The sequence below is a fragment of the Pseudomonas sp. P39-UII1 genome, assembly GCF_039672635.1.
Taxonomy (GTDB): Bacteria; Pseudomonadota; Gammaproteobacteria; order Pseudomonadales; family Pseudomonadaceae; genus Aquipseudomonas.
In genome coordinates this window covers 17,114-38,271 of record NZ_JBDFPP010000003.1, presented here as the reverse complement: position 1 = coordinate 38,271, position 21,158 = coordinate 17,114, and the positions used below count along the sequence as shown (strand labels likewise).

At 63.6% G+C, this 21,158-nt stretch carries 15 protein-coding genes; 8 read left to right on the top strand and 7 right to left on the bottom strand.

Features of this window, described 5'->3' with window-relative positions; genetic code table 11:
* Positions 1–82: 82 nt before the first annotated feature.
* Positions 83–946, bottom strand: coding sequence for an ABC transporter ATP-binding protein (locus tag ABEH27_RS05325; protein WP_346612562.1), 864 nt, complete (start codon positions 944–946; stop codon positions 83–85).
* Positions 943–2,541, bottom strand: a complete 1,599-nt coding sequence (locus tag ABEH27_RS05320; protein WP_346612561.1) for an ABC transporter permease — start codon at positions 2,539–2,541, stop codon at positions 943–945. The genes ABEH27_RS05325 and ABEH27_RS05320 overlap by 4 nt, the downstream gene beginning before the upstream one ends.
* Positions 2,542–2,838: 297 nt before the next feature.
* Between ABEH27_RS05320 and ABEH27_RS05315 the strand changes: the two genes are divergently transcribed.
* Both ABEH27_RS05315 and ABEH27_RS05310 read left to right on the top strand, forming a co-directional pair.
* On the top strand, positions 2,839–3,882 hold the full coding sequence (locus tag ABEH27_RS05315; protein WP_346612560.1) for an ABC transporter substrate-binding protein: 1,044 nt from the start codon (positions 2,839–2,841) through the stop codon (positions 3,880–3,882).
* Between the two features lie 37 nt (positions 3,883–3,919).
* Entirely contained in the window at positions 3,920–4,825 is a 906-nt protein-coding gene (locus ABEH27_RS05310) for a TauD/TfdA family dioxygenase (protein WP_346612559.1), read from the top strand.
* Between the two features lie 109 nt (positions 4,826–4,934).
* Here ABEH27_RS05310 and ABEH27_RS05305 read toward each other — a convergent pair whose 3' ends face one another.
* Positions 4,935–5,843, bottom strand: coding sequence for a LysR family transcriptional regulator (locus ABEH27_RS05305; RefSeq protein ID WP_346612558.1), 909 nt, complete (start codon positions 5,841–5,843; stop codon positions 4,935–4,937).
* A gap of 192 nt (positions 5,844–6,035) precedes the next feature.
* Between ABEH27_RS05305 and ABEH27_RS05300 the strand changes: the two genes are divergently transcribed.
* The 5 genes from ABEH27_RS05300 to ABEH27_RS05280 all read left to right on the top strand — a co-directional run bounded on the left by ABEH27_RS05300 (position 6,036) and on the right by ABEH27_RS05280 (position 14,734).
* Positions 6,036–8,372: a TonB-dependent receptor gene (locus ABEH27_RS05300; RefSeq protein ID WP_346612557.1), complete on the top strand. Its 2,337-nt coding sequence runs from the start codon at positions 6,036–6,038 to the stop codon at positions 8,370–8,372.
* A gap of 17 nt (positions 8,373–8,389) precedes the next feature.
* Positions 8,390–10,066: an aryl-sulfate sulfotransferase gene (locus ABEH27_RS05295; protein ID WP_346612556.1), complete on the top strand. Its 1,677-nt coding sequence runs from the start codon at positions 8,390–8,392 to the stop codon at positions 10,064–10,066.
* 335 nt (positions 10,067–10,401) lie between these two features.
* Positions 10,402–11,844, top strand: a complete 1,443-nt coding sequence (gene gabD, locus ABEH27_RS05290) for an NADP-dependent succinate-semialdehyde dehydrogenase (RefSeq protein ID WP_346612555.1) — start codon at positions 10,402–10,404, stop codon at positions 11,842–11,844.
* A gap of 179 nt (positions 11,845–12,023) precedes the next feature.
* Positions 12,024–13,301 carry a 4-aminobutyrate--2-oxoglutarate transaminase gene (gene gabT, locus ABEH27_RS05285; protein ID WP_346612554.1) on the top strand — a complete coding sequence of 426 codons (1,278 nt, stop codon included), beginning with the start codon at positions 12,024–12,026 and terminating at the stop codon, positions 13,299–13,301.
* Between the two features lie 137 nt (positions 13,302–13,438).
* Entirely contained in the window at positions 13,439–14,734 is a 1,296-nt protein-coding gene (locus ABEH27_RS05280; protein WP_346612553.1) for a response regulator, read from the top strand.
* A 41-nt stretch (positions 14,735–14,775) separates the two neighbouring features.
* Here the strand turns inward: ABEH27_RS05280 and ABEH27_RS05275 are convergent, their stop codons facing one another.
* Positions 14,776–15,762, bottom strand: a complete 987-nt coding sequence (locus ABEH27_RS05275) for a sensor domain-containing diguanylate cyclase (RefSeq protein ID WP_346612854.1) — start codon at positions 15,760–15,762, stop codon at positions 14,776–14,778.
* 141 nt (positions 15,763–15,903) lie between these two features.
* The gene (desA, locus tag ABEH27_RS05270) at positions 15,904–17,088 is read right to left on the bottom strand and encodes a delta-9 fatty acid desaturase DesA (RefSeq protein WP_346612552.1); all 1,185 of its coding nucleotides are present in this window, start codon (positions 17,086–17,088) and stop codon (positions 15,904–15,906) included.
* 147 nt (positions 17,089–17,235) lie between these two features.
* On the opposite strand from desA, the gene dibA reads away from it, so the two are divergent.
* Positions 17,236–19,131, top strand: a complete 1,896-nt coding sequence (dibA, locus tag ABEH27_RS05265; RefSeq protein WP_346612551.1) for a phosphodiesterase DibA — start codon at positions 17,236–17,238, stop codon at positions 19,129–19,131.
* Positions 19,132–19,413: 282 nt separating this feature from the next.
* On the opposite strand, the gene ABEH27_RS05260 is transcribed toward dibA, so the two are convergent.
* Together ABEH27_RS05260 and ABEH27_RS05255 are read right to left on the bottom strand one after the other, a co-directional pair.
* Complete coding sequence (locus ABEH27_RS05260; RefSeq protein WP_054903149.1) at positions 19,414–20,058, bottom strand: methionine ABC transporter permease; 645 nt, start codon at positions 20,056–20,058, stop codon at positions 19,414–19,416.
* Positions 20,048–21,157: an ATP-binding cassette domain-containing protein gene (locus tag ABEH27_RS05255; RefSeq protein ID WP_346612550.1), complete on the bottom strand. Its 1,110-nt coding sequence runs from the start codon at positions 21,155–21,157 to the stop codon at positions 20,048–20,050. Before ABEH27_RS05255 ends, ABEH27_RS05260 begins: the two co-directional genes overlap by 11 nt.
* Position 21,158: the final 1 nt, after the last annotated feature.

The following is a 21,158-nucleotide window of genomic DNA, read 5'->3' as shown; positions in this document are numbered from 1 at the left end:
GGCTCCCACAGGTAATTCACTGAGCCCTGGAACGGTGCAATACCTGTGGGAGCCGGCTTGCCGGCGATGGGGCCAGTGGGTTTCACAGAGCAATCAGCTCGGGCCGCAACCCTTCCACCCGCCGCGCGGGCGGCGGCAGATACCCACCATCACCTGTGATCTGGTGCAGCACCTTCTCGCGTAACCCATGCAGCGCCACGCCGGTGCGCAACCGCGGATGCGGCAGGTCGATTTCAACCACCGACTTGATCCGCCCTGGGCGCGGCTCCAGCACCACCACTCGATCAGCCAGGTACGTCGCTTCCTCGGCATCGTGCGTCACCAGCAATGTGGTGATGCCGGCACGTTCGCGGATGGCCAGCAACTCATCCTGCAGTTGCTGGCGGGTCAATGCATCGAGCGCACCGAATGGCTCGTCCAGCAGCAGGATCCGCGGGCTTGCCACCAGCCCCCGGGCAATCGCCACACGTTGCGCCATGCCCCCGGACAGCTGGTGCGGGTACGCCGATTCGAAGCCCACCAGGCCCACCAGCAGCACGAACTCATGCACCCGGCGGGCACGTTCGCCTTGGGTCAGGTGCTCGTTGACCAGGCCCAGGGCAATGTTCTGTTCCACGGTCAGCCATGGAAACAAGCGGTGCTCCTGGAACACGATGCCACGCTCGCCACCGATGCCGCTGACTGGTTTGCCATCCACGCGGATGCTGCCGCTGTAATCGGTGTCCAGCCCCACCAGCAGGCGCAGCAGGGTGGACTTGCCGCAGCCGGAGGCGCCGACGATGGCGATGAATTCGCCTTCGTTGATGGCCAGGTTGAAGTTGCGGATCGCTTCGAAGGGCTGGCCATCGACGCTGAACACCTTGCCTACCGCTTCGAAGCTGACCAGCGCTGGCGTGGTGTCGGGTTGGTTGGCCGCCAGCAGGTGTGACGTGTTGAAAGCGTTCATGCGGTTCTCCAGCGCGTGGCGCGCGATTCGAGGCGTTGTCCAAGGGTGCCGAGCAGGGCGCCGACCAGGCCGATCAGCAGCATGGCGGCCATGACCTGGTCCATGCGGAAAAGCTGTTGCGCGCCGATCATCAGGCTGGCGATGCCGCCATCCGAAGGCATGAAGTACTCGGCACCGATGGTGCCTAGCCAGGCGTAGATCAGCGACAGGCGCAGGCCTGCGAAAATGGCCGGGGCCGCGCCGGGCAGTACCAGCAGGCGCAGGCGCTGCCACAGGTTCAGGCGCAGCGTGCGGGCGGCCTCTCCCAGTTGCGGCGGCAGGCTGGCGATGCCGCGCTGGGTGGCGATCAGCAGCGGGAAGAAGGCGGCCAGGCCGACGAACACATTCTTGGCGCCTTCGCCCAGGCCGAACCAGGCGGTCAGCAACGGCACCCAGGCGAACAGTGCCACCTGGCGCAACGCCGACAAGCTGGGCCCGAAAACCCGCTCGGCGTTGCGTGACAGGCCCAGCAACAGGCCCGTCAGCAAGCCTGCACCACCGCCCAGCACGAGGCCGGTCAGGGTGCGTTGCAGGCTGAGCAGCATGGCTTCTGGCAGTGAGCCATCGGTAAGGCCTGCGAACAGGGTGTGCACCACGCCCAGCGGCGAGGTCAGGATGTTCTGGTCGACCCAGCCCAGGCTGCTGCTGGCTTGCCACAGCGCAAGCAGTGCTGCCGGCAGCAACAGGCTTTGCCAGCCCTTGGGTACGGGCCCGCGTTGCTGCTCGCCGGTGGCCGGTTGTGGCCAGTACAGCAGGCGTTTTTCCAGAGCTGAAAAGCCGCGCTCCATCAGCGCGCCGACCAGGCCGATGATCAGGATGCACAGCACCACCAGGTCAAGCATGAACAGCTGCCGGCCCCACACCATCAGGTAGCCGATCCCTTCGCTGGAGGCCAGCAGTTCGACCGCCAGTAATGACGTCCAGCCGGTGGCCAATGCCAGGCGCACGCCGGTGAGGAAGGCGGGCAGGGCGGCCGGCAGCAGCAGGCGCAGGAACAGCAAGTGACGTGGCAGGCGCAAGGCCGCGGCGGCTTCGCGCAGCTTGGGCTGGGCATCGCGTACGCCGACCAGGGTATGCAGGGTGACGGGTACCACCACGGCTTTCACCAGCACCACCAGCTTGAGCAGTTCACCAATGCCGAAAAACAGCATGAACAGCGGGATCCACGCCAGGGTCGGGATCTGGGCCAGCGCGACGAAGGTTGGCAGCACCAGCGTTTGCGCATTGCGCGAAGTTCCCAGCCAGGCCCCCAGCAGCAAACCGCTGGCAATCCCTGCCAGCAACCCCCACCACAGCCGCTGCAAACTTATCCACAAGTGCCCCCAAAGCTCGCCGGAGCCGAACTCCACTGCGCTGTCCCACACCCGCGAGGGTGCCGGCAGGATCTGCTCGCTCATCCAGTGCTGCCGGCTCGCCACGGCCCACAGCAGCGCGATCAGCACTGGCAACACCCAGGGCAGAGCGCGCTCGCCGATGTGGGGGCGGCCTTGGGTCGCGAAAGGGCCGCGTAGGGGCCCCAGAAGCCCACCCCGACCTTTGCTCAGAATTCCATTCATCGGCCATCTCTCGAAGCGTTTCAAGGTTATGCACTTATGGAATTAAAAATTCTCATATGTGGCTTTCAAGAGATAAGAGCATGCACGCCTTGCATGCGGAAGCCTCCAGCCGTTGCGTTTTCCTCATATTTTCGATGCGTATTGCGCAAGCTTGCCGGGGGGCCGCGTGATGCGTGGTTTATGCCTTCTGGTTACTAAAAAATGAAGTTTTGATCTTTGTAGGTTCTAACCAGACCAGCCTAGCTTCTGGCCATAGCGCCGGCCATCGCCGGTGGCAGCCTGCCAAGGAGCCTTGCCATGAAAACCCAGTTGCGCCATCTGATTACCGCCCTTGGGCTATTCACTTTTTTCGCCCTCAGCGCCCAGGCGGCCGAATCGGCAAAGCCCGAGAGCATTCGCATTGCCGTGCCTGACCTGAGTGCTGGCAGCAAGCACAGCGCCGGTGGCGTGGTCGACGTGCTGCGCGACCAGCAATTGCTTGAAAAGGAATTCGCCAAAGATGGCATCCGCATCGACTGGCAGTTCTTCAAGGGTGCAGGCCCGGTGGTCAACGAAGCGTTGGCCAACGGCCAGGCAGATTTCGCCTACCTGGGCGACCTGGCGGCCATCGTCGGCAAGGCCAACGGCCTCGACACCCGCGTGCTTTCGGCCGGCGTGCGAGGGGTGAAAAGCTACCTGGGTGTGGTGCCGGGCTCTGGCATCAAGACCCTGCACGACCTCAAGGGCAAGCGCGTGGCGGTGTTCCGCGGTACCGCCAACCAGCTGTCGTTTGCCAGCGCGTTGGCGAGCCAAGGGTTGTCCGAGCGCGACCTGAAGGTGATCAACCTGGATTTCAACGCGGCCAACGCGGCACTGGCCGCCAAGCAGATCGACGCCACCTGGGGGCTGTCCAGCCTGCTCTCGCTGCGCGAGCGCGGCCTGGTCGAATTGCCGGTCAACTCACGCGACCTGGAAGGCGCAGGCAGCACCCAGGCAGTGTTGCTGGGCACTGGGGATTTCATTCGCAAGTACCCCGAGCTGGTCCAGCGCGTGGTCAATGCGCAGCAGCAGGCCACCCACTGGCTGCGCGACGAGCACAACCGCGATGCCTACCTCGACCTGGTAGCGAGCAACGCCAACTGGCCGCGCAGCATTCTCAGCGACGACCTGGCCAAGGAAGACCTCGCCCATTACTTCGACCCGCGCCTGGACGCCGACTTTGTCGCCCAGTTGCAGCAAGGCGTCGACCTGGCCGCCAAAGAGCGCCTGATCCGCCGGGACTTCAAGGTCGCCGACTGGATCGAACCGCGCTTCCTGGATGCCGCCTTGAAGCAGGAACAAGCCGTACAAGCCGCCCGTTGAACCTCAACCCCCGACAATCACCGCAAGGACCACGACCATGAGCAATGCCGCACTGGCCGCCGCGCCGCAAACTCTCGAACTCGATATCCACCCCGTCGCCGGCCGCATTGGCGCAGAAATCCGCGGGGTGAAACTGTCCGCCGACCTGGATGCCGCCACAATCGACGCGATCCAGGCCGCCCTGGTGCAGCACAAGGTGATCTTCTTCCGCGGCCAGGGCCACCTGGATGATCAAAGCCAGGAAGGCTTCGCCAAGCTGCTCGGCGAGCCGGTCGCTCACCCGACCGTGCCGGTGGTTGATGGCAGCAGTTACCTGCTGCAGCTCGACGGTGCTGAAGGCCAGCGGGCCAACTCCTGGCACACCGACGTGACCTTCGTCGACGCCTACCCCAAGGCCTCGATCCTGCGTAGCGTGGTTGCCCCGGCTTCCGGTGGCGATACCGTGTGGGCCAACACGGCTGCGGCTTATCAGGAGTTGCCCGAGCCCCTGCGCGAACTGGCCGACAAGCTGTGGGCAGTGCACAGCAACGAATACGACTACGCCAGCATCAAGCCGGATGTCGACCCGGCGAAGCTTGAGCGTTACCGCAAGGTGTTCACGTCGACGGTGTACGAGACAGAGCACCCGGTGGTGCGGGTGCACCCAGTCAGCGGTGAGCGGGCGTTGCAGCTGGGGCATTTCGTCAAACGCATCAAGGGCTATTCGCTGGCCGATTCACAGCACCTGTTCGCGGTGCTGCAAGGGCACGTGACGCGCCTGGAGAACACCGTGCGCTGGCGCTGGGAGGCGGGTGATGTGGCGATCTGGGATAACCGTGCGACGCAGCATTATGCGGTGGATGACTACGGCACCCAGCCGCGCATCGTGCGCCGGGTTACCTTGGCGGGTGAGGTGCCGGTTGGCGTGGATGGCCAACTGAGCCGGACTACGCGCAAGGGCTGAAATCGCATCGCCGGCAAGCCGGCTCCCACAGGTATTGCGCAACTGTAGGCTCAGCGCTGTACTTGTGGCCGCCAGCTTGCCGGCGATTCGGGGGTAATGCCCCCGCCAGTCACGCCTCGGCATCACAGGCGATCAACTGCCTGACCATTCCCTGCGCCAACGGCGACAAGCCATACCCCACCCGGCTCACCACCCCATAGCGGGTATAGAACGATTCTTCCTGCTCGGGCGCCAGGTCCGCCAGTTGCAGCGCCACCAGGCCTGACTGATACGGCCGCAAATTGGCGCTGCAGGCGATGCCGATGGTGTCCGAGTGCATCACCACGTTGAGCAGCGCGTAGCCGTGCTCGCATTCCACCGTCGGCAAGAAGTCCTGCCGGCCGCTGAGGTCGCTGAGGATCTTGCGGATGTTTGGCGGGCGGAAGGTGGTCGCCAGCGGGTAGTCAAATACATCCCGTGCATTCACCTGGGCCAGTTCGGCCAGCGGGTGCCCCGCGCGGCAGCAGAAATGCCAGCGTTGTGGCGCCAGCTTGTGCACGCGGTAATCCGGGTCGGATTCGAACTGGCGGGTATCGGCCACGAAGAACTCGATCTCCTCGGCAATCAGTTTGCGGTTCAGCGCCTGCCAGTTATCCACCTGAAAACACGTGCGCGCCGCCGGGTATTCAGCGACGAAACGCGCCACCGCTCGCGGCACCAGTCCGCCAGCGGGCGCAGGGCCGGAGCCGAAGCGCACCACCCCGGTGGTAGCGCCATTGAACTGGTGGATCTCGTTCACCAGGTTATGCGCGCCATGCACCAGCCGACGCGAATGCTCCAGCACCAGCAGCCCCTGGCGGGTGGGCGCGAGCTCCTTGCTGGCGCGGTCGACCAGACGGCAGCCGATGTTGTGCTCCAGGGTCTGGATGCTGCGGCTGAAGGCCGATTGCGACAGGTTCACCGCCGCCGCAGCAGCGACAAAACTGCGGTGCTCGACAAGGGCAATGAAGTGGCGGAGCTGGCGGAGGTCGATATGCATTTTTTACATGGAAACTTTCGGTGGAATGCAATTGATGAAGAGGGTGAGCCCCCTTATAAAGGGTGTTACTTATTCCACAAAATATGAATTGAACATATTTATATCTCTTAAAAGAATATAAGCCCACGTCACCGCGATTCGGTTCCGTCAACGGAAATGCTCGCCAGGGCCAATGCCTCAAGGAGCATTTGCATGTCCCGACTTTCCCGTTGGCCTGCGCGCGCGTCGCGTTTTACCTTGCAACCTCTAGCCGCTGGCGTACTGCTGGCAGCTTCCAGCGGCAGCTTTGCCGAAGAGCCGGCCAGCACAACCCCAGCCGTGGAGCAGGACGCCAAGCTCGGCACCGTTACCGTCAATGCCCGCCGCCGTGAAGAAACCGCGCAGAGCGTGCCCACGCCGATCAGCGTGCTGAACAGTGAATCCCTGGAAACCCAGCGCATCTACCGCGTGCAAGACCTGCAACAGCTGGTGCCCAGTACCAATGTGGCCTACGTGCATGCCCGCCAGTCGAGCATCTCGATCCGCGGCTTGGGCAACAACCCGGCCAGCGATGGCCTGGAGGGCAGCGTCGGCATCTACCTGGACAACGTCTACCTCGGCCGCCCGGGCATGGCGGTGTTCGACCTGCTCGATGTCGAGCAGCTGGAGGTGCTACGCGGCCCGCAAGGCACGCTGTTCGGCAAGAACACCACGGCGGGGGTGCTGAACATTACCTCGCGCAAGCCGACCTTCCACCGCGAAGGCAGCATCCAGCAGTCCATCGGTGAGGATGGCTACCTGCAGACCCAAGGCAGTTTCTCCGGGCCGATCAGCGAGACCCTGGCCGGGCGCATCAGCGCCTACCGCACCGAAGACGATGGTTATGTGAAGAACATCCACAACGGCGATGACCTGAACGGCGGCAAGCGCCAGGGTTTTCGCACCCAGTTGTTGTTCCAGCCCAGCGAAACTTTCAACCTGCGCTGGATCGGCGAGTACAACGAAGAGGACTCCAACAACGGCATCCTCAGCCTGTACAGCACCGGGCCGACCCTCAATGGTGTCAACCGTTATGAAAGCCTGGCCGCCCAGGCCGGTGCCACGCTGGTGTCGGGCAAGGACCGCAAGGTCAACTTCGATGCCGACCAGCAGGTGACGGTGTTCCAGGGCGGTACATCGGTGGAGGCCAACTGGACCCTGCCCAACGACTTCACCCTGACCTCGATCACCGCCTACCGCTGGTGGGACTTCACCCCGCGCAACGACGATGGCCTGGATGTGCCGGTGTTCTACAGCGCCGGGGTGTCGGTGCGCGACAAGCAATATTCCCAGGAGATCCGCCTGGCCTCGCCCACCGGGGGCGCGTTCGACTATGTGCTGGGTGCCTATTACTTCAAGCAGGACCTGGACAACAAATCCTTCACCTATTACGGCCCCCAGGCAGACGTCTGGAACCTCACCCCGGCTGGCGCGCTGAACAACGTCAACACCATCGGTGACGGGCACATCGATACCGACAGCTATGCGCTGTTTGCCCAAGGCACCTGGCACCTCACCGATCGCCTCGACTTCACAGCCGGTGTCCGCGGCACCTATGAAGAAAAGAGCGCCTGGGTGACCCGCGATGCGCCATCGGGCGGTGCAGCAGTGACCGGCGCCGCTGCCGCCGCACGCCAGGGCAGGGTGGGCGCCTACGATTCGGGGGACCTCAACCAGTACAGCTTCAGCCCCTCCGGCCTGCTTGGCCTGAGCTACCGCTTCAACGAGCAGTTGCTGGGCTATGCCACCCTGACCCACGGCGAAAAGTCCGGCGGCATCAACCTCACTGTCGGCGCGGCGCCACGGCTGGGCACCGATTCGCTGCTGGTTGGCACCGAGCGGGTCAACAACGCCGAAGTGGGCCTCAAGAGCACCCTGTTCGACGACCGCCTGCAGCTCAACGCCAACCTGTTCTGGGCTGAGGTACATGGCTATCAGGCCAACGTCTACGACCAGGTCAACCGCGTGCAGTACCTGGCCAACGCCGGCCGTGTGCGCTCGCGGGGCCTGGAGTTCGAGGCCACGGCGCTGCCGATCCGCGGCTTGACGGTCAATTTCAACGGTTCGTGGAACGACGTGCGCTACACCGAGTACGACGACGCGCCGTGCCCGCCTGAGGTAAGCCTGGCCAATGCCACCGCCACCTGCGACTTGTCCGGCCATCAGGTGGTCGGCGCTTCCAAGTACATCGCCAACCTCAACGGCCAGTACCAGTGGCAGCTGACCGAGCACGTCGAGCCTTACGTCACCGCCAGCTATGCCTTCCGCTCCAAGGCGGTCGGCACCATCGACGATTCCGACTTCGGCCAGATCCCCAGCTACGCGCTGGTCAACCTGTCCACCGGCGTGCGCCTGGACCAGGGCGACGGCGTGCTCGACCTGTCGCTGTGGGTGAAGAACGCCGGCGACAAGACCTATTTCACCAGCCTGTGGAATTCCGCCAACGGTGGCTATGCCGGAGTGCTTGGCACCCCGCGCACCTTCGGCGCCACCGCCCGTTATGACTTCTGAGCACAAGGAGCTTTGCCATGAATGCCAAGACCGAAACCCCCGCACTGCCTGAAGGCGCTTGCCTGACGGCCAAGGTCCCCGAGCGTGATGAAGCGCTGCTCGGTGATGTAGTGGTCAACCCTTACCGCCTGGCGCCGCTGACCGCGATCATTCGCGATGGTGGGCGCACCTTGAGCGCCGCCCATGTGCGCGTGCTGGGGCGTGGCGAGCGCGGGGTGGATATCGCCTACGACGTTTCCGACCGTTCGCTGTGGACCTACGGCGGCATTCCGGTGTTCGGGCTGTATCCGGATCATGTCAACCAAGTAGAGGTGACCTACAAGCTGGACGGCGAGCGTATCCGTGAGCGCTACCAGATCTACGCCCCAGCCGTGCGCCTGCCGGTGGTGGCCAAACAAACCGCCGCGCTGCCGCAAGTGCAGCCAGTCAAGGTGGCGTCGGGCTTCGAAAACCGCCTGTATCTGTTCAACCACCTGCAAGGCGATATTCCGGGTGCCCGTGCCTTCAAGTGGAATGGGCTGGGCGGTGCCGCCGAATGGGACCAGGTCGGCAACAACTGGATTGCCGACACCAACGGCGACGTGCGCTGGTACCTGGACATCGAGCAGATCCACGACTCCAACCGCCGTGACGGCCTGGGCGGCACCATGGGTTTCCAGCAGACCCGCGACGGCAAGCTGATCTGGGGCCAGGGCCAGACTTACTCCAAGTACGACCTGTTGGGCCGGCGCATCTGGCAGCGCAGCCTGCCTGACAAGTTCGCCGACTTCTCCCACGAAATCCGCGAGACGGCCAACGGCACCTACCTGCTGCGCGTCGGCACCAGCGACTACCGCCGCCCCGATGGCAAACGCGTGCGCTCGATTCGCGACCACATCATCGAGGTCAATGAAGCCGGTGACGTGCTGGACTTCTGGGACCTGAACCAGATCCTCGACCCGTATCGCGGCGACCTGCTCGAAACCCTGGGCAAGGCGGCCGTTCAATTGCCGGACGGCGTACAGAAGCAGGAGGATCGCCTGGCCAATGAGCTGGCCGAAGGCAACCTGCCGTTCGGTGACACCCCGGGCGTTGGCACCGGGCGTAACTGGGCGCACGTCAATGCCATCGACTACGACGCCGATGACGACAGCATTATCGTTTCAGCTCGCCACCAGGGCGTCGTGAAGATCGGTCGGGACAAAACCGTGAGGTGGATTCTGGCCTCGCCACAGGGCTGGCCGCAGCGCCTGCAGGGCAAGGTGCTCAAGCCGGTTGCGGGTGAAGGCTTCGACTGGTCCTGGACCCAGCACACCGCGTGGCTGACCGGCAAAGGGACGCTGACCGTGTTCGACAACGGCTGGGGGCGTGACTTTGCTCCCACCAAGCTGACCGGCAACTACAGCCGTGCAGTGGAGTACAAGATCGACGAGGCCAAAGGTACGGTCGAGCAGGTCTGGGAGTACGGCAAGGAGCGCGGCGACGAGTGGTACAGCCCGGTGACGTCGGTGGTGGCTTACCGGCCCGAGACCGACACCCAGTTCATCTATTCGGCCTCGGTGAATTTCCTGACCCCCGAGAAGCTCACCACCACCGTGCTCAATGAAGTGCGCCGAGGTAGCCAGGAGGTACTGGTGGAGCTGAAGGTGCATAGCCGTCAGCCGGGCAGTGTTGGCTACCGGGCTTTGGTCATTGATCTGGGGGCCGCGTTCTGAATTTGGGTTGATCGGGGTGTACGCCTTGAGGTTTGAGGTGGGGCGTAAATCGAGCGCCGCCCGCGCGGCGCTCGATTTACGCCACCCTGCACCTCGCACGTCAAACCCCTAAAAGCCCCACCGACGGTCCCCCTTCACATTTCTCTCACCCCGTTCGTCTACCCTATACCGGCCTGCGCACCGCAATTCCGGATAGGCTGTTCAACCATTCGTTCTTTTTTTCGAACAGCCTATTGTCCTATACCCCAGCAGCCGCTTAGCATTCGTTTGAGATTTCAAACGCTCGATGCCCTGCCTTGGGCGCTTTTCAACAATCAACAATTCGGGAAGCCGACATGCAGCTCAAAGACGCTCAGTTGTTCCGCCAGCAAGCCTTCATCAACGGTGAATGGCTGGATGCGGACAGCGGCCAGACCATCAATGTGACCAACCCGGCCACAGGTGAAGTCATCGGTACCGTGCCAAAGATGGGCACCGCGGAAACCCGCCGCGCCATCGAAGCTGCCGACAAGGCCCTGCCGGCCTGGCGTGCACTGACCGCCAAAGAGCGTTCGACCAAGCTGCGTCGCTGGTTCGAACTGATGATCGAAAACCAGGACGACCTGGCTCGCCTGATGACCACCGAGCAAGGCAAGCCACTGGCTGAAGCCAAGGGCGAAATCGCCTACGCTGCCTCGTTCATCGAGTGGTTCGCTGAAGAAGCCAAGCGCGTTTACGGCGACACCATCCCAGGCCACCAGCCTGACAAGCGCCTGATCGTCATCAAGCAGCCGATCGGCGTTACCGCGGCCATCACCCCGTGGAACTTCCCGGCCGCGATGATCACCCGTAAAGCCGGCCCGGCCCTGGCCGCTGGTTGCACCATGGTGCTCAAGCCTGCTTCGCAAACCCCGTACTCCGCCCTGGCTCTGGTCGAGCTGGCTACCCGTGCCGGCATCCCGGCTGGCGTGCTGAGCGTGGTGACCGGCAGCGCTGGCGAAGTTGGCGGCGAGCTGACCGGCAACTCCCTGGTACGCAAGCTGTCGTTCACTGGCTCGACCGAAATCGGTCGCCAGCTGATGCAGGAATGCGCCAAGGACATCAAAAAGGTTTCCCTGGAGCTGGGTGGCAACGCCCCGTTCATCGTGTTCGACGATGCCGACCTGGACAAGGCGGTTGAAGGCGCGATCATCTCCAAGTACCGCAACAACGGCCAGACCTGCGTTTGCGCCAACCGTATCTACGTACAGGACGGCGTTTACGACGCGTTCGCCGAGAAGCTCAAAGCCGCTGTGGCCAAGCTGAAGATCGGTAACGGCCTGGAAGACGGCACCACCACTGGCCCGCTGATCGACGGCAAGGCTGTCGCCAAGGTTCAGGAACACATCGAAGACGCCGTCTCCAAAGGCGCCAAGGTGCTGTCCGGTGGCAAGCTGATCGAAGGCAACTTCTTCGAGCCGACCATCCTGGTCGACGTGCCGAAGAGCGCTGCCGTCGCCAAGGAAGAGACCTTCGGCCCACTGGCGCCGCTGTTCCGCTTCAAAGACGAAGCTGAAGTCATCGCCATGTCCAACGACACCGAGTTCGGCCTGGCTTCGTACTTCTACGCCCGTGACATGAGCCGTGTGTTCCGCGTTGCCGAGGCCCTGGAATACGGCATGGTCGGCATCAACACCGGTCTGATCTCCAACGAAGTCGCGCCGTTCGGCGGCATCAAGGCTTCGGGCCTGGGCCGTGAAGGTTCCAAGTACGGTATCGAGGACTACCTCGAGATCAAGTACCTGTGCATCAGCGTTTGATGCGCTAAAGGTTTTACCTCTGCCAGCGGGGCGCGAGAGCGACGTCTCGCTGGCCTTTTTTGACATTGCAGCACCTGGTGGCCAGGGCGTTCACGGCAGTCGATCAACGAATACTGTTCGCGAGCACTCCCAGCCACCCCCGAATAAAAGCGCCGCTGATCGGCGCAAATGAGGGCATTATGAGCAAGACCAACGAATCCTTGATGCAACGTCGTATCGCCGCCGTCCCACGTGGCGTTGGCCAGATCCACCCGATCTTCGTTGAAAGCGCGAAGAACTCGACCGTGATCGACGTTGAAGGCCGCGAACTGATCGACTTCGCTGGCGGCATCGCAGTACTGAACACCGGCCACCTGCACCCGAAAGTGGTTGCCGCCGTTCAAGAGCAGCTGACCAAAGTCAGCCACACCTGCTTCCAGGTGCTGGCCTACGAACCCTACGTAGAGCTGTGCGAAAAGATCAACAAGCTGGTCCCAGGCGACTTCGACAAGAAGACCCTGCTGGTCACCTCCGGCTCCGAAGCCGTTGAAAACGCCATCAAGATCGCCCGTGCCGCCACTGGCCGTGCCGGCGTGATCGCCTTCACCGGCGGCTACCACGGCCGTACCATGATGACCCTGGGCCTGACCGGCAAGGTCGTGCCGTACTCCGCTGGCATGGGCCTGATGCCAGGCGGCATCTTCCGCGCCCTGTTCCCGAGCGAACTGCACGGTGTGAGCGTTGACGATGCCATCGCTTCGATCGAGCGCATCTTCAAGAACGACGCCGAGCCGCGTGACATCGCTGCCATCATCCTCGAGCCAGTACAAGGCGAAGGCGGCTTCCTGCCAGCGCCGAAAGAGCTGATGAAGCGCCTGCGCGAGCTGTGCGACAAGCACGGCATCCTGCTGATCGCCGACGAAGTACAAACGGGCGCTGGCCGTACCGGTACCTTCTTCGCCATGGAACAGATGGGCGTCGCGCCTGACCTGACCACCTTCGCCAAATCCATCGCTGGCGGCTTCCCGCTGGCCGGTGTTTGCGGCAAGACCGAGTACATGGACGCCATCGCTCCGGGCGGCCTGGGCGGTACCTACGCCGGTTCGCCGATCGCCTGCGCCGCGGCATTGGCCGTTATTCAGGTGTTCGAGGAAGAGAAACTGCTGGACCGCAGCAAGGCTGTCGGTGAGCGCCTGACCGCTGGCCTGCGCCAGATCCAGGAAAAGCACCCGATCATCGGTGACGTTCGTGGTATGGGCTCGATGATCGCTGTGGAAGTCTTCGAAAAAGGCACCCACACCCCGAATGCAGCCGCCGTTGCCCAAGTGGTAGCGAAGGCGCGCGACAAGGGTCTGATCCTGCTGTCCTGCGGCACCTACGGCAACGTTCTGCGTATCCTGGTTCCGCTGACCGCCGAAGACGCACTGCTGGACAAAGGCCTGGCGATCATCGAAGAGTGCTTCGCTGAACTCGCTTGATGTGACGCGCTTCATAAAAAAACCCGCCTAGGCGGGTTTTTTTTGTGCCCAACAAAGGCGCGTGGCGCTATGGTTGTGGGAGGACTTGCCTTGGAAGCTGCAACGGATTTGCGTGTCAGGATATTCAGGAGTTGGCCATGAGCGCTGCAGACCCCGCCCCACCTTGCGTACTGATTGCCGAAGGCGACCCCTGGGTACGCGACATGTTGCGTGAGATGTTGCTCAGCGTGCGCTGCGATGCCCGGCTGCAGGTGTGCGCCGACGGCTCCGAGGCGTTGACGGCATTGGCCAGCAAGCCCGACCTGATCATCGCCGCCCGCGAGCTGACGGGCCTCGATGGCCTGGACCTGTTGCGCAAGGTGCGCGCCAAAGGCCCGGGGTTGCCGTTCATTCTCATGAGCAGCCGCAGCGACAGCGCCAGCGTGCGCGAGGCGTTGCCGCTGCACCCCACGGCTTACCTGAGCAAGCCGCTGGATCTGGACAACCTGCGCAAGCGCCTGAAAGAGCTGCTGCTGGCGGTGGGCGAGCAGATCGCTTGCCCGGTGCCGCCACTGCAGCCAGGCGCCAGCCTGCCAGCCTTCTTGGAGCAGCGCCGGGCGACGGCCGATGGCGGGCCGCTGTTCGCCGACGTACAAGTGGCGATCAAGCGCGCGCTCAACCCGCAGGGGCTGAACCTCAAGGTGCTGGAAGAGGAAGTACGCAGCGACCCGCAGGTCACCGCCGTGCTGATCGCTGCCGCCAACAGCGCCGCCCTGCACCGTGACGCGCCGGTGCAAACCTTGCTGCAGGCGTTGAACAAGCTGGGCAGTACGCAGAGCATGAACCTCATCCTGGGCCTGACCCTCAAGCGCAGTGCGCGCCTGACCGACCCCCTGCTGGCGCAGCACGCGGCGCACTTCTGGAACTTGTCGCTGCACACCGCCGAATACGCGCGATCGTTGGCACGCATGCTCGACCTGGACGAAGAGCGTTGCTACTGCGCCGGCCTGCTGCATTGCCTGGGTGACCTGGCTGTGCTGCGTTGCCTGCAAGAGTGGCGGCTGGCCGGTGGCGAGCTGGACGAAAGCCACGTGCACACCTCGCTGAAGGACTTCGGCGCGGCGTTCGGCTCGGCGTTGCGTACCCGCTGGCGCTTGCCGCTGAGCCTGCGTGAGCTGATTGCGGCGATCTACCAGTTGGGGGGCGGGGTTTACTCGCGGGAGATTCTGGCCATGAACCTGGCCGGGCAACTGGCGCGGTTGCCCGCGGATCAGGGGCTGGAGAAGGTGGCTGAAAACAAGACCGCGCGTTTGCTAAAAGTTGGGCTGGCGCAGTTGAGCCGCTTGCGCAAGGTGGACAACCCCGAGGTCAAACCGCGGGAGGATGCAAAGGCGCAGGTCGTCGAGATCAAGGGTGAAGAGCCGCCGGCGCCAGATGAAGCAAGGCCGTCCTGAAGAGTGCGCGGTCCCTGTGGGAGCCCCGCTCAAGACCTGGGTCATCCCCGCACTATCTGATTCTTCCCCTGCCGCTTGGCCTGGTACATGGCCGCATCCGCCCGTGCGAACAGGCTATCCAGTGACTCATCCTCATCGGTAAGCCCAGTCAGCCCCTGGCTGACCGTCACCCCATACACCTGCTCGCCGTGGCTGAAACTCAGCCGCTGGATCTCCCGCTGCAGCCGTTCGGCAATCTGCTCGGCAACCTGCGCGTTACAGCCTGGGAACACCGCCGCAAATTCCTCGCCGCCGATGCGCCCGAACAGGTCGCCGCGCCGCAGCACGGCCTTGCCGCTGTCGGCGATGCGTTGCAGCACCTGGTCACCTTCCTGGTGGCCGTAGCTGTCGTTGATCTGCTTGAAGTCATCGATATCCAACAGCAGGAAGGCCAACGGGGTGCCGTCCTCACGAGCGCTGTCGAACGCCTGCTGGGCGCATTCGAAGAAATGCCGGCGGTTGCTGCTCTGGGTCAGCACGTCGGTCGTGGCCAGGCGCTGCAGTTCGCCTTCGAGCTGCTTCTTTTCGGTGATGTCTTCGGCAATACCGACGACGATCACGCGGTCGCCTTCGCGTTGCTGGTTGATGTAGCACTTGTCACTCAACCAGCGCACCTGGCCGCTGGCTGTGATGATGCGGTATTCGCGGTCTTCCACTGCGCCTTTGAGCAGCACCTGAGCCAGGCTGCGTTCGGCGTATTCCAGGTCGTCCGGGTAGATGCTGTCGCGCCATTCGTTGAAGTCGGCCAGTACCAGGCTGGCGGGCCGGCCGAAGATGCGCTCATAGGCGGGGCTGACGTAAAGCACCTGGCGGTTTTCCCAGTCGAATGCCCACAGCACCGCGTTGACGCTGTCCAGCAGTGAGCTGTAGAGCTGCTCCCGCTCGCTCAAACGCGCGACTTCACCTTGGGCGTGCAGCAAGGCCAGCAAGGTCTGGGCGGCTTCGGGGGGGGCGTTGCCGGGCAGGAGTGAAGGGATGTTCTTGGCCATGTGCACGAAGCGTTTCTCGACGGGTGAGCGTGCGGCCACAGACCGGCCCGCCACGCGGGCGATGTGCCGGGTTTGAGTGGATTTTCAGGGGGGAAGTTCCAGCTGGCACGCCCTATTGCAGGGCGTGCCGATCAACGGCGGTCAGGCGCCGGTTGGGCGCAGGGAGTAGGTTTTCAGCTGCGCTGCAAAGTCGTGCAGGGCATGAATACCACTGGCTTCGGCTTCGTGCACCCAGTCTTTCATCGCAGCCAGCATGTCGTGGCCGTTGGCGCTGGTACGCGCCCAGATCTGCTGCAGCGCCAGGCGTTTTTCGTAGATGGTCTTCAGCGCCTGGCTGTGCGCGAGCATGGACTCGATGCGCACATGGTGGCGGTCTTCGAGCAGGCTGGTTTCGCGCGACAGCAGGCGTTTGGCGCGGCGGAAACGGTGGCGAACCGAAGCGTCGACCTTGGCCAGTTCCTGTTGCACCAGCGGGGCGATCACCAGTTTGCGGTACTGGGCCATGATCTGGAAGCGGTTGTTGAGGATGGCCATGGCGGTGTCCATGTCCAGGCTCGCCTTGCCTTCGACCCGGTGAGCGATGGGCGCCACACGTTGCACCTTGGCCAGGCGCAGCAGGGAGAGCACGCGTATCCAGGCCCAGCCCATGTCGAATTCCCAGCGCTTGACCGACAGCTTGGCCGAGTTGGGGTAGGTGTGGTGGTTGTTGTGCAGTTCTTCGCCACCGATGACGATACCCCACGGCACCAGGTTGGTGGCGGCATCGCGGCATTCGAAGTTGCGGTAGCCCACCGCATGGCCCAGGCCGTTGACCACGCCGGCTGCCCAGAACGGAATCCACATCATCTGCACCGCCCAGATGGTGATGCCGATGGTGCCGAACAGCAGCAGGTCGAGTACCGCCATGAGCACGATACCGCCCAGCTTGTAGCGCGAGTAGACGTTGCGCTCGACCCAGTCATCCGGGCAGTTCTTGCCGTAGATGCGCAGGGTTTCGGGGTTGCGCGCCTCTTCGCGGTACAGCTCGGCACCTTTGCGCAGCACGGTGCTCAAGCCCTTGTGCACCGGGCTGTGGGGGTCGTCCGGGGTTTCGCATTTGGCGTGGTGTTTGCGGTGGACGGCCGTCCACTCGCGGGTGTTCTGCGCCGTGGTCAGCCACAGCCAGAAGCGGAAGAAATGCTTGAGCGCGCCATTGAGCTCCAGCGCACGGTGGGCAGAGTAGCGGTGCAGGTAGATGGTGACGCTGACGATGGTCACGTGAGTCATCAGCAGGGTGACGCCAACCAGTTGCCAGGCCGACAAGTCGAGCAGACCGTTGTACCACATAGGTGTAAAAACCCTCGAAGACACAGGGGAAAGGTCTGATTATCCCTTGGTGAGGAAATAAAACCAGTCACCCTTTCAGATAGGACGTCACGGCATGTTTCTACCTTTATAATGTCCCATCATTTTTCATGGGCTTTCCCCCTCGACATGTCTGTTTCCGTTCGCGACGCCTTGCGCATGGCAGCGCTCTACGTGGTGCTCTCGATCCTCTGGCTGGTGCTGTCAGAGCTGGTGCTGCGCACCCTGTCCGAAGACCCCTTGGCGCTGACCGTGGGCCGGCAGATCAATGTGGTGCTGTGGGTGCTGGTCAGTGCCGTACTTATTTTCGTGTCCCGCGCACGCCTGCTCAACTTCATCGGCATCGGCGCGCAGCTGCGCAGCGAAGACCGCGAGCGCCTGCGCATGGCCGCAGCGGTTTTCGACAGCACGCTGGAAGGCGTGCTGGTCACCGACCGCCAGGGCCTGATCGTGCACGTCAACCGCGCCTTCATGCGCATCACCGGTTATCAGCAGGATGAAGTGCTCGGCCATCGCCCCAGCAAGTTCAAGTCTGGCCGCCACGGTGTACCGTTCTATCAGCAGATCTATTCCACCCTGGCCGAGAAAGGCGAATGGAGCGGAGAAATCTGGAACCGGCGCAAGAGTGGTGAAATCTATCCGCAGTGGCAGACGATCTGCGCCATTCGCGACGACAGCGGCGAACTGACCCATTATGTAGCGGTGTTCAGCGACGTCAGCGCAATCAAGCACACCGAGCAGGAGCTGGCCTTCCTGGCCCACCACGACCCGTTGACCGGTTTGCCCAACCGGCTGTTGTTCAACGACCGCCTCGAGCAGGCTTTGGCCTCGGCGCAGGCCAACAAACGTGGCTGCGCCTTGTTGCTGCTGGACCTGGACCACTTTCAGAGCATCAACGACGGGCTGGGCCACACCATCGGTGACCAGCTGCTTAAACTGGTGGGCGAACGCCTGGGCGAAGCGCTGGGCAATGGCGTGACCCTGGCGCGCCTGGGCGGCGACGAGTTCGGCGTGCTGGCGGAGAACTGCCAACAGGTTGGCCAGGCCGGCAAGCTGGCGCAGGCGCTCATGGAACGCATGCGTGACCCGTTCGAGTTCGAAGGGCATCGGCTGTTCATCGGCGTGAGTGTTGGCATCAGCCTGTTCCCCAGTGATGCGTTGGGTGCCGAGCAACTGCTGCGCAACGCCGACTCGGCGCTGTTCAAGGCCAAGCACAACGGCCGCGCCTGCTACGCGCTGTACACCGAAGAGCTGACGGCGCACGCCCAGCAACGTGTGGAAACGGCCGGTGAGCTGCGCCATGCGCTCGAGCAGGACGAGTTGCGGGTGTTCTTTCAGCCGGTGCATGACCTGTTCACATCGAAGATGGTCGGGGTGGAGGCGTTGGTACGCTGGCAGCATCCGCTGCGCGGCCTGGTGCCACCGAGCGAATTCATCCCCATCGCCGAGCGGACCGGCCTGATTGCCGAAATCGATGCCTGGGTGCTGCGCGAGTCGTGTCGGCAGATGGTCCGCTGGCAGGCTGAAGGGCGTGGGCTGGCGTTTGTTGCGGTGAACATCTCCAGCCGGCTGTTCGGCCAGCGAGCGCTGTACCGGCAGGTGGCCGAGGTGTTGCACGAAACCGGCCTGGCCCCGGCATTGCTGGAACTTGAGGTGACCGAGAGCGCAGTGATGGAAGACCCGGAAGTCGCATTGGAGCAGTTGCACCGCCTGCGCGAGCTGGGCCTGAGCCTGGCCATCGATGACTTTGGTACGGGGTATTCGTCGCTGCTGCGGCTCAAGCGTTTGCCGGTGCAGAAGCTCAAGATCGACCAGGGCTTCGTCGCGGGGTTGCCCATGGATGACGATGACGTCGCCATCGTGCGGGTGATCATCGCCCTGGCGCACAGCATGGGCATGAAAGTGCATGCCGAAGGGATCGAGGAGGCCGAGCAGGCGAGGTTCTTGCTGGAGCAGCAATGCCAGCTGGGGCAGGGGTACTGGTTCGGGCGGCCGGTGCCGGCTCAGGATCTGCGCTGGGGGTGAGGGGCTTGGCCTGGTTTCTGTGGTGTTACGTGGATCGAGCGCCGCCCGCGCGGCGCATCGCGGGTAAGCCCGCTCCTACGGTTTACCTACGGCCAGTGCTGTCAGTTGCATCTCCACTGCAGCCTTGGTGCATGGCTTGAGATTTAGGTCGGGCACACAAGGCGGACAGTGAAGAGGCCATAGGCATAATTGGCCGAAGGTATACCGTAGGAGCGGGCTTGCCCGCGATGCGCCGCGCGGGCGGCGCTCGATCTGTGCAACACCACAGCACTCAAGCCATGCTCACCGCTTGTTCAAGCCTTTCGCCAGCCGATCCCCTCCCACCTGAATCACCGCTACCAGCGCCACCAGCATGGCAATCACGGTCAGCATGATCTGGCTGTCGAAACGCTGATACCCGTACCGGTAGGCAATGTCTCCCAACCCACCCGCACCTATCGCCCCGGCCATGGCCGAGGAGTTGATCAGCGTCACCAGGGTAATGGTGAAGCCGCCGACGATCCCCGGCAGCGCTTCGGGCAACAGCACATGCCAGACGATGTGCCAGCGCCGGCAGCCCATGGCCTGTGCCGCCTCCACCAGGCCATGGTCGACCTCGCGCAGGCTCACCTCGGCAATCCGGGCGAAGAACGGGGTGGCGGCGATGGTCAGCGGTACTACCGCGGCCCACACGCCATAGGTGGTGCCGACTACCAGGCGGGTGAAGGGGATCAACGCGACCATCAGGATCAGGAACGGGATCGACCTGAACAGGTTGACGAAGGCACCGAGCACCCGGTTCAGCAGGGGCGCTTCGAAAATGCCGCCCTTGTCGCTGGTGACCAGCAGCACCGCCATCGGCACACCCACCAGCAGCGCGATCAGCGACGACACACCCACCATCAGCAGGGTATCGAGCAAACCTTCGAGCAAGCGATCAAACCACATGGCCCAGTACCTCCACGTCTTCGGCCCAGCGACGGGCGCGCTCCAGCAATTGATAGGTGTCGTGCGGCGAGCCCTGCACCGACAGGATCAGCTGCCCCAAGGCATGCTCGCCGATGGTTTCCACGCCGCCCTGCAGCAGGCGCACGCGCCCGCCCAGTTCACTGAACAGGTCGGACAACGCCGGTTCGCCGAGCACCGTCAGCTTGAGCACCACCGCGCTGTCACGGCCTACCGGGCTGGCCCGCAGGTTTGCCTGCAAGGCTGCGGGCAGTTTGGCTTGCAACGGCGCCAACAGGGTACGGGTGACTTCATGGCGTGGTGAGCCGAACACCCGCCACACCTCGCCCTGCTCGACGACTTCGCCACGCTCCAGTACCACCACCCGGTGGCAGATATCGCGGATCACGGCCATCTCGTGGGTAATCAGCACGACCGTCAGGCCCAGACGCTGGTTGATGTCACGCAGCAGTTCCAGGATCGATGCGGTCGTTTCAGGGTCCAGCGCCGAGGTGGCTTCGTCGCACAGCAGGATTTCGGGGTCATGGACCAGAGCCCGGGCGATCCCGACGCGCTGCTTCTGCCCACCCGACAACTGCGCCGGGTAGACGTGGTGCTTGTCCTGCAGGCCGACCAGTTGCAACAGCGCGCGCACCTTGCGCTGGCGTTCGGGCTTGGCCACGCCGGCCACCTTCAGCGGCAGCTCGACGTTCTGCCAGACGGTTTTGGCCGACATCAGGTTGAAATGCTGGAAGATCATGCCGATGCGCCGGCGCAGCGCCACCAGGCGATCTTCGTCGAACGGTGCGATGTCGACCTGGTCGATCAGCACCCGGCCCTGGCTGGGCTGCTCCAGACGGTTGATGGTGCGCAGCAGCGACGACTTGCCCGCGCCGCTACGGCCGATGATGCCGAAGATCTCGCCGCGGCGGATGTTCAGGTCGATGCCTTGCAGCGCCGGCTGCTCCTGGCCCGGGTAGGTCTTGCCGAGGCCGACGAAGCGCACATGGGCTTCGTTCACCTCCGGGCGCAAGGCCTGCTCCCGAGCCGGTGGCGGCGCGGTTTGAGCGGTGGGCGCCTTGAGGGCGCTGGCCTGGCTCATG

Excerpts from the sequence above, each read along its gene's own strand:
- ABEH27_RS05315 (WP_346612560.1), top strand. The coding sequence starts at position 2,839 with ATGAAAACCCAGTTGCGCCATCTGATTACCGCCCTTGGGCTATTCACT.
- desA (WP_346612552.1), bottom strand. The coding sequence starts at position 17,088 with ATGTGGTACAACGGTCTGCTCGACTTGTCGGCCTGGCAACTGGTTGGC.
- ABEH27_RS05300 (WP_346612557.1), top strand. The coding sequence starts at position 6,036 with ATGTCCCGACTTTCCCGTTGGCCTGCGCGCGCGTCGCGTTTTACCTTG.
- ABEH27_RS05305 (WP_346612558.1), bottom strand. The coding sequence starts at position 5,843 with ATGCATATCGACCTCCGCCAGCTCCGCCACTTCATTGCCCTTGTCGAG.
- ABEH27_RS05275 (WP_346612854.1), bottom strand. The coding sequence starts at position 15,762 with ATGGCCAAGAACATCCCTTCACTCCTGCCCGGCAACGCCCCCCCCGAA.
- ABEH27_RS05310 (WP_346612559.1), top strand. The coding sequence starts at position 3,920 with ATGAGCAATGCCGCACTGGCCGCCGCGCCGCAAACTCTCGAACTCGAT.
- ABEH27_RS05280 (WP_346612553.1), top strand. The coding sequence starts at position 13,439 with ATGAGCGCTGCAGACCCCGCCCCACCTTGCGTACTGATTGCCGAAGGC.
- gabT (WP_346612554.1), top strand. The coding sequence starts at position 12,024 with ATGAGCAAGACCAACGAATCCTTGATGCAACGTCGTATCGCCGCCGTC.
- ABEH27_RS05260 (WP_054903149.1), bottom strand. The coding sequence starts at position 20,058 with ATGTGGTTTGATCGCTTGCTCGAAGGTTTGCTCGATACCCTGCTGATG.
- ABEH27_RS05325 (WP_346612562.1), bottom strand. The coding sequence starts at position 946 with ATGAACGCTTTCAACACGTCACACCTGCTGGCGGCCAACCAACCCGAC.
- gabD (WP_346612555.1), top strand. The coding sequence starts at position 10,402 with ATGCAGCTCAAAGACGCTCAGTTGTTCCGCCAGCAAGCCTTCATCAAC.
- ABEH27_RS05320 (WP_346612561.1), bottom strand. The coding sequence starts at position 2,541 with ATGAATGGAATTCTGAGCAAAGGTCGGGGTGGGCTTCTGGGGCCCCTA.
- dibA (WP_346612551.1), top strand. The coding sequence starts at position 17,236 with ATGTCTGTTTCCGTTCGCGACGCCTTGCGCATGGCAGCGCTCTACGTG.
- ABEH27_RS05295 (WP_346612556.1), top strand. The coding sequence starts at position 8,390 with ATGAATGCCAAGACCGAAACCCCCGCACTGCCTGAAGGCGCTTGCCTG.
- ABEH27_RS05255 (WP_346612550.1), bottom strand. The coding sequence starts at position 21,157 with ATGAGCCAGGCCAGCGCCCTCAAGGCGCCCACCGCTCAAACCGCGCCG.